Genomic DNA, 14,803 nt, shown 5'->3' on the forward strand with positions numbered 1-14,803 from the left:
GCGAGCCTAACCGGACGCTCAGGAGGGGCGGCGGTCCGCCGCTCCGGTCGCGTAGGCGGCCAGGCCGTGGGCGGGGAGGATTCGGGGTGCGAAATGCAGGGCTTGGCGGGCACGGTCGGGGTTGGCCACGAGGTGACGGATGTCGGTGAGGCGGTATTGGCCGGTGACCACGGGATTCGGCCCACCGAGGGCTTTGGACATGATGGCGGCGACCTCCCAGACGGTGACCGGTCGACCGGAGGCGATGTTCAGGGGGACGAATCCGGGCAAGGCCCGTTCGACGGCGGCTACGGTGGCCGCCGCGACATCGCGGACGTGGACGAAATCCCGGACCTGGCCGCCGTCTTCGAAGAGCTTCGGGGCTCGGCCCGCCAGCAGGTCGGCGCGAAACCGCGCCACCACACCGGATTCCGCCGACCGCACCGGTTCGACCGCCTCGCCGTACACGTGGTGGTATCGCAGGGCGGTGGCCGACACCCCCGGATTCAGCGACCACGCCAGCGCGTAGTTCTCCTGCGCCAGTTTGCTTGCCGCATAGGCGCTTCGGGGGCGCAGGGGCGCGTCCTCACCGAGCGGCTCCCACGTCGAGATATCCCCTGTCCGTGGTGCTCGGTGGTCGAACAATCCGCGATCCAGGTCCCGCCGCAGCCGCAGCGCGGGAAAGAACGGCCCACCCCGCACCGACCGATACCGACCCTCCCCGTACACCGCCACCGAGGACGCCAAGACCAGCCGTCGCACCCCCACGCGCTCCATGGCCGCCAACAGCACCGCCGTCCCGACATCGTTGTGCGCCACGAACACCGGCGCACCCCGCATCCCCCGCGGCGATGCCCCGGCCCCGCCGACCGTCGCCGCGGAAGGTCGACGCACCACCCGCGCCTGCGGGTCGGTCGGCGACAGGCCACCGCCGCGCTTCGCCCCGCCGTCGGGATGCGAGCGCTGATCCGTCGCCGGACCGGAGCCGTCCGCCGACGCGTCCCGCGCCTCGGACCCACCGCGATCGCCGGAGGGTTCGCTCGCCTCCCGTGGAGTCGGCGGCAGTTCACCGGTGGCGGCCGCCTCGCTCTCCGGAAGCGGTACCGCGGCGGCGAGGTGGCAGACCACGTCGATACCGCGCAGCGCCTGTTCGAGACCGTCGGCGTCGCGGATGTCGAGCAGCGAAACGCCTTCCGGCGGCGTGGCGTTGGGGCCGTGGACGGCTTCGGACATGAGATCGACGGCGACGACCTCATGTCCGGCGGCGCGCAGAGCCCGATGGACATGAGCGCCGATGTATCCGGCCGCTCCGGTCAACAACACACGCTCTCGCTCGGCCCGCACACCACCCGCACTCATGCCTTCCAGCGTAGGTGCCAGGGCGGCGAGCGCCGACGGGCGAAGCCGCAATCTCGATCGGCCGCAGGGCGTTTCGCCTCGTCGGAGACGGTCGGCGAGAGTGCGGGCGGAGCGGTGGCGCTAGGGCAGCTCGAAGGGGAGCTTCACGCCCGTGCCGGAGTGCACCCGGCAGTGCTCGCAGGTGTCGTCGCCCTCGACGGCGGCCACGGCGCCGCGAACCAGTGCCTTGAAGGGCCGCAGGTTTCGTTCGAATTCGGCGAAGACGTCGGCGGCGCTCACGCCGTGTCCGGATTCCAGACCGGCATCCAGGTCGGTGATGAGAGCGATTGCGCTGTAGCACATTTCGAGTTCCCGGGCGAGTACGGCCTCGGGGTGGCCGGTCATATTGACCAGCTCCCAGCCCTGCCCCGCGAACCAGCGGCTCTCGGCGCGCGTGGAGAAGCGCGGGCCCTGCACGACGACCATGGTCCCGTGGTCCTCGAGCCGGAGTTCGGGCACGGCGGCGGAGATGGCGGCGGTCCGCAGTTCGGCGCAGTAGGGGTCGGCGAAGGCGACGTGCACCCCGCCCGCGTCGAAAAAGGTCTGCTCACGCCCGGAGGTGCGGTCGACGAGTTGGTCCGGAACGGCGACGGTGCCCGGTCCCCAGTCGGCGCGCAGACTGCCCACCGCGCACGGGCCGAAGATCCGCCGCACCCCCAGCGAACGCAGCGCCCACATGTTCGCGCGGTACGGCACGGTGTGCGGCGAGTACTCGTGCTTGCGGCCGTGCCGAGGCAGGAACGCCACCGAGCGACCCTCCACCTCGCCGATGGTGATGGGCGCGCTGGGCGCACCGTAGGGCGTCTCCACTTCCACCGTGGTCGCGTCGTCGCCGAAGAAGTCGTAGAACCCACTGCCGCCGATAATGGCCAGCGTGGCCCGAGGATCCGAACTCATGCCCCGATTCTTGCGCACCCGTGCATGCGTCCACCTGCCAGGGCGGCGCGACCGCGTTCCTCTCAGGCGGCACGGCGGCGTTCATCTCAGGCGGCGCGACCGCGGTCACCTCAGCCTGAGCTTCTCCGCACCGTGCCCGGTGATGATCTCCACCAGCCAGTCGAACACCGTCGAACCGCGCCCGGCCCGCGCGTCCGCCAGGTCCGCGGCGACCCCGGCCCGACCGGTCGGATGGCACTTACGCAGTCTCGTCTCCAGCTGCCGAACCGTCTCCGGATATCCGAGCGCCTGGCGAGACAGCTCGTGATCGCGCCATTCGATGACGAAATCGTCGTCATCGGGTGTGCCGAATCCGCCCCTGAGACAGTCGTTCAACGCATCGAGGTTGCCGCCGAAGTACCCGCCCGGGCCATTGACCGCCGCGCCGATCACCCGCCAGAAGTCCTCGAGGGTGCGCACCGCCCCGCCGTCGACCACATACACCACGGTCACAGGGGGCAGCGTAGTCGCGGCCACTCGAGTGGTGAAGCGAATACTTCCCGTGTACCCTAGGGGGGTATTGATGGGCGAGGGCCACTGCGGCCGGGAGCGAGGCATGTCGATGGCCGACGAGCAGACCACCACGACAGAGGCGGAGTCCTGCCACGAGCACGGCACCCACGGCTACATCACCGCCAAGGACGACTACCTCAAGCGCCTGCGCCGAATCGAGGGCCAGTCCCGCGGCCTGCAGCGCATGGTCGAGGAGGAGAAGTACTGCATCGATATCCTCACCCAGGTCTCGGCCATGACCAAGGCCCTGCAGGCCGTCGCCATGGGCCTGCTCGAGGATCACATCAGCCACTGCGTGGTGGACGCGGCCATCGCGGGCGGCCCGGAGGCCGAGGCCAAGATCAAGGAAGCCACCGACGCCATCGCGCGCCTGGTGCGCTCCTGAACTAGGCGCTCTCCCGACCGACCAAGCGGATACGGCCGCGGTCCGGCGCCACCGGCTCCCGCCCGGCACGATGGCGGCGCACCGACACCTCTTCGGGTTGCGCCGCCATCGGCCGGTCGGGCCGCAGCGCTTCCCTGATCAGCCGCTCGGTCGGATCCACCTGGGACACACCGAGATTCAGATCGGCGTAGAGATAACCCTCTTCGTCCTCGGCGAGCGGCGTCGCCAATTCGGCGCCGTCCGAGCCGTAGATGCGGGCGCAGCCGCCGCCCCGCGCCATGCGCGCGCTCATCCCGAGCACCGGCAGATCGGTGGTACCCGTCACCGCGCAGGGCGCGAGCACGAACGAACCACCCTCGATGGCGTACAGGCGGCTGGCGGTGGTCGGCGATTCGATCCCGGCCACCGCGTCCGCGACCGGGAATCCGGGCCAGGCGGCAACGTGAATCTGCTGCCCGTCGGCCCGCATGGCACGAGTGAACAGCGGGCGCACATTCTCCTGCCCCGACAGTGCGCCCAAGCGCCCGATCCTACTGCGGTGCACATTCGGCAAACCCGGTGTGCCAGCACTGAATACGCGGCGCTCCAGGCTGTTGAGCCCGGGTTTGCGGCGCAGCGACAGCACCGCGCCATTGTCGTCGATCACGGCCTGCGTCATGAATATCCGGCGATCGCTGCGCTCGACGAATCCGAGTACGACGTGAATTCCATGCGCGCGTGCGGCTTCGGTGACGGCGCGCATTTCCGCGCCATCGCGCGTCATGGCATTGGCCCGGTAGTGCGCGACCGATTCCGCGGCGCCGCGCCCATCGGCGCCCACCCACCACGGATAGCCGGGCACGAATGCCTCCGGAAATGCTATGAGTTCAGCCCCCGCCGCTGCCGCGACACCGATCGATTCGACAACGTGTTCGATTCCGGCATGCAATTGCCATTTCGGCTCTGCTTGAACGACAGCGACCCGCACTTTCTCTCCCTCGGCGACTCCCGCAGTACCCTTCGAGGGGTAATTCTTTTACGCGGCTCGTTCGCGCACAATGCCTATCCGTGCCGGGTTACCGACCGTCCGTGCCAGGCATACCTGTGACCCGGAATGCGGCTGGCGTGGTGCCTTTTTCGACCCGGAAGGCGCGATAGAAATGCCGCTCGGTGAGGAATCCGGAGGCGGCGGCGACCGTCGATATGGGCAGCATGGGGTCGCGCGCGAGCATTTCACATGCGTGTTCCACGCGCATTCGCCGCAATACCGCGGCCGGTCCCTCCTCGAAATCGTCGAACACCCGGTACAGCGTGCGCCGAGACATCATGCAGCCGTCGGCGATTCGATCCACGGTGAGTTCGGGGTCGGCGCAGTGGGCGCGCATGTAGTCCAGTACCTGCTGCCGGGTCAGCACATCCATCGTCTGTTCGGGCGCGCGCCCGGCCGCGGCCAATGTGACGGCGGAAGCCAGCAGCTCCATGGACGCGGTGGCGAGCAGAGCCGCCTGGTCGGGTTCGCGCCGTTGCAGATCGGCCAATTCCCGGAAGAATCGCGCCACCACCCCGGCGGGGCTGTCGCGAGAAATGGCGGTGGCCGTGGGCACTTCCTCGTCGGCGAGGCCGGTGAGTTCCCGCAGGCGTTCCAGCGGTGCGCGCACCACCGCCATTTCCCAGTCGTCCAGCACATCCCACTGATAGGGCCGCGTGCTGTCGTAGAACACCATCGTGCCGGGCGTCACCTCGGCGATACGGCCGTCCTGACGCAACCGCGCGCGCCCGCGCAATTGAATGGTGGCGAGCAGATATTCGTCATTCCCGCGCGCTATCAAACCGTTGGTGCGGCGGACCTGCTGCGGCGTCGATCCGACCGCGGACAATTCCACATCGTCATAGCGCGCCAGATCGATGTAGCCTCGAAAACTTCCAGATGGAAGTGGTGAGGTCGCGAGCGGAACGTAGCTGTCGCTGAGCCGCGCCTCCCACTCCTCGAATACGTCCGGCGTCGGACGTTCGGCGTCGGATTGCAGCTCGATCCGCCGTGACGCTGATCGATCCAATTCCGCACTCACCTTGCACCGTATGTACTTCGATGATTCGGAGAATTCTGTCAGATCCGGGACTTCCGGCCCACCGGCGGCTCTTGTGAACGACTTCCCCTCAGGGGATTTCGCGCAGAAGTGGCGCGAGCGCGCGCAGCGTGGACAACGAATCGTCGTCGAGAATCTGCAGCGCGACGTGGTCAGCGCCAGCGTCTATGTGGCGAACAAGCTGTTTCACAACGGATTCCGCACTTCCGTGCGCCACAAGTCCGTCATATAGCCGATCGCTACCGGGCTTGGCGAGATCGGCGTCGGCGAATCCCAGACGACGCAATGTGGTGACATAGTTCGTCAGGTCCAGATAGAACTCCACGCGCGGGCGGGCGGTCTGCCGGGCGCGCACCGGATCCGCGTCCAACACCACTTTGTGCTCCACCGCGAGTAGGGCATTCGGACCGATGAGCGGGCGCGCCTCGCGGGTGTGATCCGGGGTCACCAGATACGGCAGCGGCCCGGCCGTGCGCTCCGCCGCCAACTTCAACACGCGCGGGCCGAGCGCGGCCAGGGCGCGGCGCTCGCGCGGCACTCCCGCCGCATCCAATTCATCGAGATATTCGACCAGCACGTCATAGGGCTTGCGGTATTCGCTGGTGATCTCCGGATGGCCCGCGCCGATACCGAGCAGAAAGCGTCCGGGATAGCGAGATTCGAGGCGGTGGAACGACTCCGCCACCTGCTTGGCCGGGGTGGCCCACACATTGACGATGCTGGTCGCCACCGTCAGCGTTTCGGTGGCGTCGAGCAGCTCCGCCACACCGGGCAGATCGGCCCCGGGCGAGGCGCCCAACCAGAGCGCACCGTAGCCCAATTCCTCGATCTCACGGGCCTGTGCGGGGGTCACCTCGGTGTGCGGTACCCACACACCGAATCGTCCGAGTTCAGTCATACCCGAACCGAACCCGCGTGCCGCCGTGCCTATTCCGTCGACCTCATGCGGCATTCTCCGCGGTGAGATCGAGATCGAGATCCGCGAAGAGCAGGCCCTCGGCGCCGCCGGGCAGCGGCGCGGCCAGTTCCCGACCGCCGGGCGCGTAGATCCGGGTGTGCCCGCCCGGCCCGCGCACCAGGCGCTTCGTCGGCTCCGGCCCGCGCCGGTGCGCACTGCCCGCGACATCCATGACTGCACAGGGCGCGATCACGAACATGCCGCCCACCACCGCGTACCAGAGCGTGGCGGCGGTATTGACCCGTACACCCCAGCGCACATCCTTGGCGACCACGAATCCGGGCCAGGAGACCACATGGATCTGGGCGCCGCTGCGTTCCAGATCCTGCCGCGCGGGCAGCAGCAGTTGCTCGGAGCCGCCGTGCATGCCGATCCGACCGATCCCGGTGCGGAATACGTAGGGCTGCACGCGATCACCGCGCTCGAAGATCATGCTCTCCAACTCGGTCGGCTGCGGTTTGCGCCGCACGCCCACGACGGCGCCGCGCGAGTCGATGAGCGCCTGCGACATGTACAGACTGCTGCCGCATCGCTCGCTGAACCCCAGCACCACATGAATTCGGTGACGCCGCGCCGCATCGGTGAGACGGCGGAATTCGGCGCGCCCCACGATCATGGAATTGGTTCGGTAGCGGGCGAAGAACCCGGGGCCCCAACTCACCGAGTCCAGCCACAACCACCATGGATATCCGGGCAGGAAGGTCTCCGGGAAGGCGACCAGCCGGGCGCCGCCCGCGGCCGCCTCGGCGATCAGATCGACGGCCTGCTCGACACCGGCTCGCAGGTCCAGCCATCGCGGCTCGGCCTGCACCGCCGCGACACGCACTTTCGAAAGCACCTCGCCTCCCCTCGACACCCACCGTTGTTCACGGTGCAATCACCCTTCGCCAGGTGAGTGCCGAGGCACACCGACATCGCGTGCCTAGCTACAGACCGCTTGTGCCTGCTTCGCTGTCGATATCCAAACCGGATCGGAATTCCCCGGGTGTCATTCCGGTTTCCTCGCGAAACGCGCGATAGAAGTGCCGCTCGGTGCCGAATCCCGAGGAGAAGGCGACAGCCGAGAGCGGCCGGGTGGGATCGGTGCGCAGCAATTTGCGCGCGTGGTCGATGCGCATGCGCCGCACCAGCGCCGCGGGCCCGCCGAATCCGGCGCACACCCGGTACAGGGTGCGCCGCGAGACCAGGCAGGCGTGCGCGACCTCGTCCATGGTGAGATCCGGATCGGTGAAGCGCTTGCGCAGATAGGCCAGGACCTGTCGCCGGGTGAATACCGAATCCGGCGGCGCGGGCGAATTCTCACCCGTCGCCAGCAAGACCGCCGAGGCCAGCATTTCGACACACTGGGTGCCGAGCACCGTTGCCGCGCGGGAGCTCTCGGCGGGCGGCAGCTCGGCGAGCCCTCGGAAGAATCCGGTCACCACGCCGAGCGCGCCGGAGGTGGGCATGGCCGTGGCGATGGGCAGTTCGTCGCGACTGAGTCCGGAGTGTTCGAGCACCTGTTCCATGGGTGCGCGCACCACCACCGAGAGCGCGTTGTCGGTGGTCACGCTGACAATCGGGCGGCCGCCGTCGAAGAATGCCACGGACCCGGAGTCGGTCTGCGCCCGCCGCCCCTTCTGATCGGTCCAATTGACGCCGTCGACAACGAAATTGACGAGGAAGTACTCCTCGCCGGACTGTTCGACCTGCCGCCGCGACCGCGCCACCCGCTGTGCGCTGGCGCGCATGAGGGTCACACTCGAGCGGTCGAACTGGCTGTACGACACGCGTCCGTGCCATTTCCCGTGCACCAGCGGCTCGACCGTCGCGGGAACGATGCTGTCGGCGACAATCGCCTCCCACTGCTCGAACGCTTGGCGCGGCGACACGTCCGGGGTCGATACGACCTCGGCGGTGGCGGCAATCGGACGTCCCACACGGGTATCTTCCCACCCTCCGGGCCACAACTCCCAGAATTCGCACGGCAGCTACGAGTTCGCTCGCACCTTCGCAGCCATCCTCGGTAAATCTTCGGCACAATCCCGGCATTCGGGACATCCCATGGCGCGGGTGAAAACTGACGGCGGGTGCCAGCCGAACCGCGCCGCCACCGGTTCCCGCTGATCAAGCGTCCGGATCGAGGTGCGGGTCGCATGCGGTTCCGAGGGAGGCGGTGGCGGTCCGGTGGGGTGCGTCGAGACTCGGTGGTGCGGATCTCGTCGCCATCGGCCGCGGATTTCGTCGCCGGACCGGATCGATCACCGCCGCGGGCACCCCGTCTGCGCGAATGCGGTCGTATACCGCCGGTGGACCCACCGCCGACCCACCGCGGCAACCGGCCAGCACAATGCGGAGTCAGAGCTGCCAATGCCGCCCGAAAGATCGCGCGTCGCCCTTGTCCACGACGGATTGTTCGGCGGCCGCGGTATCGGTGATGCGGAAGGCCGCCGGGGTCATGCCCTGTTCGGTGCGGAAGGCGCGGTAGAAGTGGCGCTCGGTGAGGAACCCGGAGGCGGTGGCGATCGCGGCGATGGGGAGGGACGAACGGGCGAGCAGGTCACAGGCGTGCTCGACGCGCATGCGGCGCAGCACCGTGGCGGGGCCGCCTTCGAATTCGTCGAAGACGCGGTAGAGCGTGCGCCGGGACATCAAGCAGCCCAGGGCGATTCGGTCGACGGTGAGGCCCGGGTCGGTGCAGTGGCGGCGCATGTAGTCCAAGACCTGTTCGCGGGCGAAGGCGTCGGGGCTGGGCGGTTCGCTGCCCGCGGCGAGCGTCACCGCCGACACCAGCAACTCCATGGCCGGATTCGCCAGCACGGCAGCCTGTTCCGGATCGGTGCGCTGCAGATCGGCCAGGCCGCAGAAGAATCGCGACACCACGCCGGTGGCGCTGTTGCCCGGCAGCGCCACCACGGTCGGCACATCGTCGAGGGTGAGTCCGCTGTGCGCGCGCAATCGGTCCAGCGGCACCTGCACGACCGTCTTCTGCCAGTCGCCCTCCAGGTCCCAGTGGTACTTGCGGCCGCTGCCGTAGAGCACCATCATGCCCGGGCCCAATTCGGCGACCTGGTCGCCGACATGTAGTCGCCCTTGGCCTTTCACGAAAATGCCCGCGAGCAGATACTCGTCGTCGGCATCGGCCACGGCCTGTTCGGTGCGTCGCACCCGCTGCGGCATGGAGCCCACGGCCGACAGTTCCACACCGCCGTAGCTGCCGTGGCTGATCCACCCGTGGAAGTCCGGCCCGGGCGACGGCGAGACCGCGAGCGGGAAATAGGTGTCGCTCATATGCGATTCCCAGCGCTGGAACGCCTCGCGCGGGGACAGCTGCGCCCCCGAGCGGATCTCGACCTCGTTGATATCCGGCACGCACATATCCGCGCCCTATCGTTCTCCCCGCGTTGCCATCGCTCTGCGCGCGGTGAGCGCCGCCGCCCCCAGAACCGCTGCGGCCAAGCCGACTTCGAGCAGCAGCAGGGCGAGGATATTGCCGCCGCTGATACCGCCGAACAGAATCGGCCCCACCAACACCGGGATGAGCAGCACGCTGTAGGCCCGCCAGATCTCCGCGCGCCGGGTCGCGACGGGCATATCCACGGTGCGGCGCAGGGTCACCCAGATCACGACCGCGCCGACGATCAGATAGATGATCACCGGGATGGCGTACAGAACGGCATGCAGCACGATCTACTCCTGATCTCGCGGGCGGGCGGCGGACTCACGAAAATATCAACCGCCGCAGCAGCCTTCGGCACTCGGCACGGTGCGCACCTCACGGGTCTGCGCATTGCGGGCGGCCAGCTCCGCATCGGCCGGATAGTCGACCGCGACCAGGCTCAGGCCGTGCGCGGGAGCCACGGTCACGGCGCTGGAGCGCGCGCGTTCCTCGAGCAGCCCAGCCACCCACTCGGGGGTCCGGCGGCCCTCCCCCACGGCCAGCACCGCGCCGACCAGACTGCGAACCATGGACCAGCAGAAGGCATCCGCGCTCACATGGGCGGTGAGCAGATCACCGTCGCGCTCCCAGTCGAAGCGCTGCAATTCGCGGACCGTGGTCGCGCCCTCGCGGCGGCGGCAGAAAGCGGCGAAATCGTGCAGCCCCAACAGATTTCGCGAGGCGGCGCGCATGGCGTCGAGATCGACGTCGGAGCGGCAGGCCACCACCGACCGGGCGCGCAGGGGTTCGGCCCCGTACGGCGCGGTGGTGAGCCGGTAGACGTAATGGCGGCGGATCGCGGAGAAGCGCGCGTCGAATTCGGGCGGGGCGAAGCGAATGTCTTTGACCCGCACGTCTTTCGGCAGGAAGCGTGCCAGCCGGTGCAGCAGCCGCGGCCCGTCGACCTCGGCGTGGGTGTCGAAATGCGCGACCTGGCCCTCGGCGTGCACGCCCGCGTCGGTGCGTCCGGCAACGGTCAACTGGATCGGCTCGCGCAGCACCTTGCTCAGCGACTCCTCGAGAACGCCCTGCACGGTGCGCAGACCGGGCTGGCGGGCCCATCCGATGAAGTCGGTGCCGTCGTAGCTGATATCCAGTCGTACCCGAACCGCAACCGGTTTGCCGGGCAGGACGTCCTCGGTCACAGCGATCTCCTGGTTAATATGAGAGAAGCCCGCCGACCCGGAGGGGACGGCGGGCTCACTCATGAGTCCGATGAGAAGACGTACGTCTTCCTTACTCGGCGGCCTTCTCCTCGGCCGGAGCCTCGGCGGTCTCGGCGGCAGCCTCGTCGGCCTTCTCCTCGACCTTGGGCTCGGCGGCCTTGGACGCGGCAACACGGCGGGCGCGATCGGCCTCGTTGGTCACGGTCTTCTCGCGAACCAGCTCGATGATCGCCATCGGCGCGTTGTCACCCTTGCGGGGAACGGTCTTGATGATGCGGGTGTAGCCACCCTCACGGCCCTCGAACGAGGGACCGATCTCCGCGAACAAGGAGTGCACGACGTCCTTGTTGCGGATCACCTTCATGACCTCGCGACGGTCGGCGAGGGTGCCGCCCTTCGCCTTGGTCACGAGCTTCTCGGCGTAGGGACGCAGCGCCTTGGCCTTGGACTCGGTGGTCGTGATCCGACCGTGCTCGAAGAGCGCCGTGGCCAGGTTGGCGAAGATCGCCTTCTGGTGCGACGCCGACCCGCCGAAGCGGGCACCCTTCTTGGGCTTGGGCATTGTTGGAATCTCCTGTGTTGAAGGCCGATTCGGGGCGCTACACCCCGGATGGCCTAAAGCTGTTCGGTCTCGGCGTAGTCCTGCTCGCCGCTGTCGGTGTCGCTGAACGAGCCGCTGTCGCTCCAGGTGCCGCTCGCCGCGTCGTAGCCGACGACGGAGGACGGGTCGAAGGAGGCCGGGGAGTCCTTGAGCGAGAGGCCGAGCGAGTGCAGCTTGACCTTGACCTCGTCGATGGACTTCTGTCCGAAGTTGCGGATGTCCAGCAGATCCGATTCGGTGCGGGCAACCAGCTCGCCGACGGTGTGCACACCCTCGCGCTTGAGGCAGTTGTAGGACCGCACGGTCAGATCCAGATCCTCGATCGGCAGACCGAAGGACGCGATGTGATCGGCCTCCGCCGGGCTGGGGCCGATCTCGATGCCCTCCGCCTCGACGTTGAGCTCACGGGCCAGACCGAACAGCTCGACCAGGGTCTTACCGGCCGACGCCAGCGCATCCCGCGCGGAGATCGAGTTCTTGGTCTCGACATCCAGGATGAGCCGGTCGAAGTCGGTGCGCTGCTCGACACGGGTCGCCTCGACCTTGTAGGTCACCTTCAGAACCGGAGAGTAGATGGAATCCACCGGAATCCGGCCGATTTCCGCACCCGACGCCTTGTTCTGCACGGCGGGGACGTAGCCGCGACCGCGCTCGACGACGAGCTCGATCTCCAGCTTGCCCTTGTCGTTCAGGGTGGCGATGTGCATATCCGGGTTGTGCACGGTGACGCCCGCCGGGGGGACGATGTCACCGGCGGTGACGGTGCCCGGGCCCTGCTTGCGCACGTACATGGTGACCGGCTCGTCCTCTTCGGACGACACGACCAGGCCCTTGAGGTTCAGGATGACGTCGGTGACGTCTTCCTTCACGCCCGGGACGGTGGTGAACTCGTGCAGCACGCCATCGATGCGGATGCTGGTAACAGCGGCACCCGGGATCGAGGAGAGCAGCGTGCGGCGCAGCGAGTTGCCGAGGGTGTAGCCGAAGCCCGGCTCCAGCGGTTCGATGGTGAACCGAGAGCGGTTTTCGGACACGACCTCTTCGGTCAGCGTCGGTCGCTGTGAAATCAGCATGGACTATTCCTCCTTCAAAGACGCCCACTATTTGACGTCCACGACATGGATTGCGGGAGAGCGGAACCCGTGGGCTCCGCCCCGCTCGGGGGTCCGGGGGCAAGGCCCCCGGTTCCCCTTTCCGGGGGTGTGGGGGCGAAGCCCCCGCACTCTCTCCCACCAGCGGCGGGTTAGCGCCTTACTTCGAGTAGAACTCGACGATCAGCTGTTCCTGCAGCGGAACATCGATCTGCGCACGCTCGGGGAGCTGGTGCACCAGAATCCGCAGACGGCCGGGAACGACCTGCAGCCAGCCCGGGATCGGGCGGTCGCCGAGGGTCTCACGCGCGACCTGGAACGGCAGCATGCCAGCCGACTTCTCCTTGACATCGATGATGTCGTACTGAGAAACCTGGAAGCTGGGAACGTCGACCTTCTTGCCGTTCACGGTGAAGTGACCGTGGCTGACGAGCTGACGAGCCGCACGACGGGTACGGGCCAGACCGGCGCGGTACACGACGTTGTCCAGACGGGTCTCCAGCAGACGCAGCAGGTTGTCGCCGGTCTTGCCCTTCTGGCGGTTCGCCTCTTCGTAGTAGCGGCGGAACTGCTTCTCCATGACGCCGTAGGAGAAGCGAGCCTTCTGCTTCTCCTGCAGCTGCATGAGGTACTCGGATTCCTTGATCCGCGCGCGGCCGTGCTGGCCGGGCGGGTAAGGACGACGCTCGAACGCCTGGTCGCCTCCGACGAGGTCGACACGCAGACGACGCGACTTGCGGGTGATGGGGCCTGTATAACGAGCCATTTTTCGCTAAATCCTTTCCCGCTAGACGCGACGCCGCTTGGGCGGACGGCAGCCGTTGTGCGGCTGCGGGGTGACATCGGAGATCGTGCCGACCTCCAGGCCCGCGGCCTGGAGCGAACGGATCGCGGTCTCGCGGCCCGAACCCGGGCCCTTCACGAACACGTCGACCTTCTTGACGCCGTGCTCCTGCGCCTTGCGGGCAGCGTTCTCGGCAGCGAGCTGCGCGGCGAACGGGGTGGACTTACGCGAGCCCTTGAAACCGACGTGGCCCGAGGACGCCCAGGAGATGACGTTGCCCGTGGGGTCGGTGATGGACACGATCGTGTTGTTGAACGTGCTCTTGATGTGCGCGTGGCCGTGGGGGACGTTCTTCTTGTCCCGGCGACGCGACTTCTGAGTCTTCTTCGGGCCCGAGGCCCGGCTCTTCGGAGGCATGCGCTATCCCTACTTCTTCTTACCGGCGACGGTCTTCTTCGGACCCTTACGCGTGCGGGCGTTGGTCTTCGTCCGCTGGCCGCGCACAGGCAGGCCACGACGGTGACGCAGGCCCTGGTAGCAGCCGATCTCGATCTTGCGACGGATGTCGGCCTGCACCTCGCGGCGCAGATCACCCTCGACCTTGAACTCGCCCGCTTCGATGTAGTCGCGGAGCTTGGTCAGGTCGTCGTCGCTGAGGTCCTTCGAGCGCAGGTCCGGGCTGACGCCGGTGGCTTCCAGGATCTCCTTGGAGCGGGTCCGGCCGATGCCGAAGATGTAGGTCAGCGCGATCTCCATGCGCTTTTCGCGCGGGAGGTCGACGCCCATCAGACGTGCCATAGTGGCGGGTTCCTTTTCATTTCGGAGGTCTGCTCCCTGTCCGTCCCCTCGTATGGGGCCCCGGCCTCCGTACCGGGGGTAGGCCGCCATCCGCCCCCTTCGGGGCTCGACAACGGCGACTGGCGCTGGGAGTTCTTCTGTGTTGCCAATCCGAACTGCGTTCGGTGCTTGGCTGGTGCGCGACCGGCGCAGTGAAAGAACCCACTGCCCCGGGCCGATCGAGCTCTAGGCTCGGATCAGCCCTGACGCTGCTTGTGACGCAGGTTGTCGCAGATCACCATGACCCGACCGTGGCGGCGGATCACCTTGCACTTCTCGCAGATCTTCTTGACGCTCGGCTGAACCTTCACGTCAAATCCAATCTGGGTCGGTGTTCACTGGCCGTGAACACAGTTGTTCCCCGGCCGGAAATGGCCGGGGAAATCTAGGGGTAATCGACGAGCGATTACTTGTAGCGGTAGACGATGCGACCGCGGGACAAGTCGTAGGGCGACAGCTCCACGACCACGCGGTCCTCGGGCAGGATGCGGATGTAGTGCTGCCGCATCTTGCCGCTGATGTGCGCCAGAACCTTGTGTCCGTTCTCCAGCTCGATCCGGAACATCGCATTGGGGAGCGGCTCGATAACTCGACCCTCGACCTCGATGGCCCCGTCTTTCTTCGCCATATCCTCCGCGATCCCGTTTGGCTGAACCTGGTTGGTCACAGCT

At 67.5% G+C, this 14,803-nt stretch carries 18 protein-coding genes and 1 pseudogene; 1 reads left to right on the top strand and 18 read right to left on the bottom strand.

Annotated features, from left to right (window positions below; all coding sequences use genetic code 11):
• Positions 1-18: 18 nt before the first annotated feature.
• The 3 genes and pseudogenes from ACIBH2_RS24935 to ACIBH2_RS24945 form a co-directional block, all read right to left on the bottom strand.
• Positions 19-1,338, bottom strand: coding sequence for an NAD-dependent epimerase/dehydratase family protein (locus ACIBH2_RS24935; protein WP_397121569.1), 1,320 nt, complete (start codon positions 1,336-1,338; stop codon positions 19-21).
• Positions 1,339-1,458: 120 nt separating this feature from the next.
• Positions 1,459-2,274 (bottom strand): S-methyl-5'-thioadenosine phosphorylase, encoded by an 816-nt coding sequence (locus ACIBH2_RS24940; RefSeq protein ID WP_397121571.1) that lies wholly within the window; start codon positions 2,272-2,274, stop codon positions 1,459-1,461.
• 279 nt (positions 2,275-2,553) lie between these two features.
• Positions 2,554-2,760, bottom strand: a pseudogene (locus ACIBH2_RS24945) (barstar family protein); the annotation flags it as partial.
• A gap of 115 nt (positions 2,761-2,875) precedes the next feature.
• On the opposite strand from ACIBH2_RS24945, the gene ACIBH2_RS24950 reads away from it, so the two are divergent.
• On the top strand, positions 2,876-3,211 hold the full coding sequence (locus tag ACIBH2_RS24950) for a metal-sensitive transcriptional regulator (RefSeq protein WP_397123002.1): 336 nt from the start codon (positions 2,876-2,878) through the stop codon (positions 3,209-3,211).
• Between the two features lies 1 nt (position 3,212).
• Here ACIBH2_RS24950 and ACIBH2_RS24955 read toward each other — a convergent pair whose 3' ends face one another.
• The 15 genes from ACIBH2_RS24955 to infA all read right to left on the bottom strand — a co-directional run bounded on the left by ACIBH2_RS24955 (position 3,213) and on the right by infA (position 14,760).
• The gene (locus tag ACIBH2_RS24955; protein ID WP_397121574.1) at positions 3,213-4,178 is read right to left on the bottom strand and encodes a nitrilase-related carbon-nitrogen hydrolase; all 966 of its coding nucleotides are present in this window, start codon (positions 4,176-4,178) and stop codon (positions 3,213-3,215) included.
• Between the two features lie 88 nt (positions 4,179-4,266).
• Entirely contained in the window at positions 4,267-5,247 is a 981-nt protein-coding gene (locus ACIBH2_RS24960) for a helix-turn-helix domain-containing protein (RefSeq protein WP_397121576.1), read from the bottom strand.
• Between the two features lie 100 nt (positions 5,248-5,347).
• Positions 5,348-6,175 carry an LLM class F420-dependent oxidoreductase gene (locus ACIBH2_RS24965; protein ID WP_397121578.1) on the bottom strand — a complete coding sequence of 276 codons (828 nt, stop codon included), beginning with the start codon at positions 6,173-6,175 and terminating at the stop codon, positions 5,348-5,350.
• A 43-nt stretch (positions 6,176-6,218) separates the two neighbouring features.
• Positions 6,219-7,073: a nitrilase-related carbon-nitrogen hydrolase gene (locus ACIBH2_RS24970; RefSeq protein WP_397121581.1), complete on the bottom strand. Its 855-nt coding sequence runs from the start codon at positions 7,071-7,073 to the stop codon at positions 6,219-6,221.
• Between the two features lie 88 nt (positions 7,074-7,161).
• Complete coding sequence (locus tag ACIBH2_RS24975) at positions 7,162-8,154, bottom strand: AraC family transcriptional regulator (protein ID WP_397121583.1); 993 nt, start codon at positions 8,152-8,154, stop codon at positions 7,162-7,164.
• 418 nt (positions 8,155-8,572) lie between these two features.
• The gene (locus ACIBH2_RS24980) at positions 8,573-9,586 is read right to left on the bottom strand and encodes a helix-turn-helix domain-containing protein (RefSeq protein ID WP_397121586.1); all 1,014 of its coding nucleotides are present in this window, start codon (positions 9,584-9,586) and stop codon (positions 8,573-8,575) included.
• A gap of 15 nt (positions 9,587-9,601) precedes the next feature.
• Positions 9,602-9,901 (bottom strand): hypothetical protein, encoded by a 300-nt coding sequence (locus ACIBH2_RS24985; protein ID WP_397121588.1) that lies wholly within the window; start codon positions 9,899-9,901, stop codon positions 9,602-9,604.
• A 45-nt stretch (positions 9,902-9,946) separates the two neighbouring features.
• Positions 9,947-10,861 carry a tRNA pseudouridine(38-40) synthase TruA gene (truA, locus tag ACIBH2_RS24990; protein ID WP_397121590.1) on the bottom strand — a complete coding sequence of 305 codons (915 nt, stop codon included), beginning with the start codon at positions 10,859-10,861 and terminating at the stop codon, positions 9,947-9,949.
• Positions 10,862-10,889: 28 nt separating this feature from the next.
• Complete coding sequence (gene rplQ, locus ACIBH2_RS24995) at positions 10,890-11,381, bottom strand: 50S ribosomal protein L17 (protein WP_397121593.1); 492 nt, start codon at positions 11,379-11,381, stop codon at positions 10,890-10,892.
• Between the two features lie 53 nt (positions 11,382-11,434).
• Positions 11,435-12,493, bottom strand: a complete 1,059-nt coding sequence (locus ACIBH2_RS25000) for a DNA-directed RNA polymerase subunit alpha (RefSeq protein ID WP_067519345.1) — start codon at positions 12,491-12,493, stop codon at positions 11,435-11,437.
• 178 nt (positions 12,494-12,671) lie between these two features.
• Positions 12,672-13,277 (bottom strand): 30S ribosomal protein S4, encoded by a 606-nt coding sequence (gene rpsD, locus ACIBH2_RS25005; RefSeq protein ID WP_397121596.1) that lies wholly within the window; start codon positions 13,275-13,277, stop codon positions 12,672-12,674.
• Positions 13,278-13,298: 21 nt separating this feature from the next.
• Positions 13,299-13,712, bottom strand: coding sequence for a 30S ribosomal protein S11 (gene rpsK, locus ACIBH2_RS25010; RefSeq protein ID WP_397121598.1), 414 nt, complete (start codon positions 13,710-13,712; stop codon positions 13,299-13,301).
• Positions 13,713-13,721: 9 nt separating this feature from the next.
• Complete coding sequence (gene rpsM / locus ACIBH2_RS25015) at positions 13,722-14,093, bottom strand: 30S ribosomal protein S13 (RefSeq protein ID WP_397121600.1); 372 nt, start codon at positions 14,091-14,093, stop codon at positions 13,722-13,724.
• A 236-nt stretch (positions 14,094-14,329) separates the two neighbouring features.
• Positions 14,330-14,443, bottom strand: a complete 114-nt coding sequence (gene rpmJ, locus ACIBH2_RS25020; protein WP_011207363.1) for a 50S ribosomal protein L36 — start codon at positions 14,441-14,443, stop codon at positions 14,330-14,332.
• A gap of 95 nt (positions 14,444-14,538) precedes the next feature.
• Positions 14,539-14,760, bottom strand: a complete 222-nt coding sequence (infA, locus tag ACIBH2_RS25025) for a translation initiation factor IF-1 (RefSeq protein WP_003886926.1) — start codon at positions 14,758-14,760, stop codon at positions 14,539-14,541.
• Positions 14,761-14,803: the final 43 nt, after the last annotated feature.

This window comes from Nocardia sp. NPDC050406, assembly GCF_044459025.1.
GTDB lineage: Bacteria > Actinomycetota > Actinomycetes > Mycobacteriales > Mycobacteriaceae > Nocardia.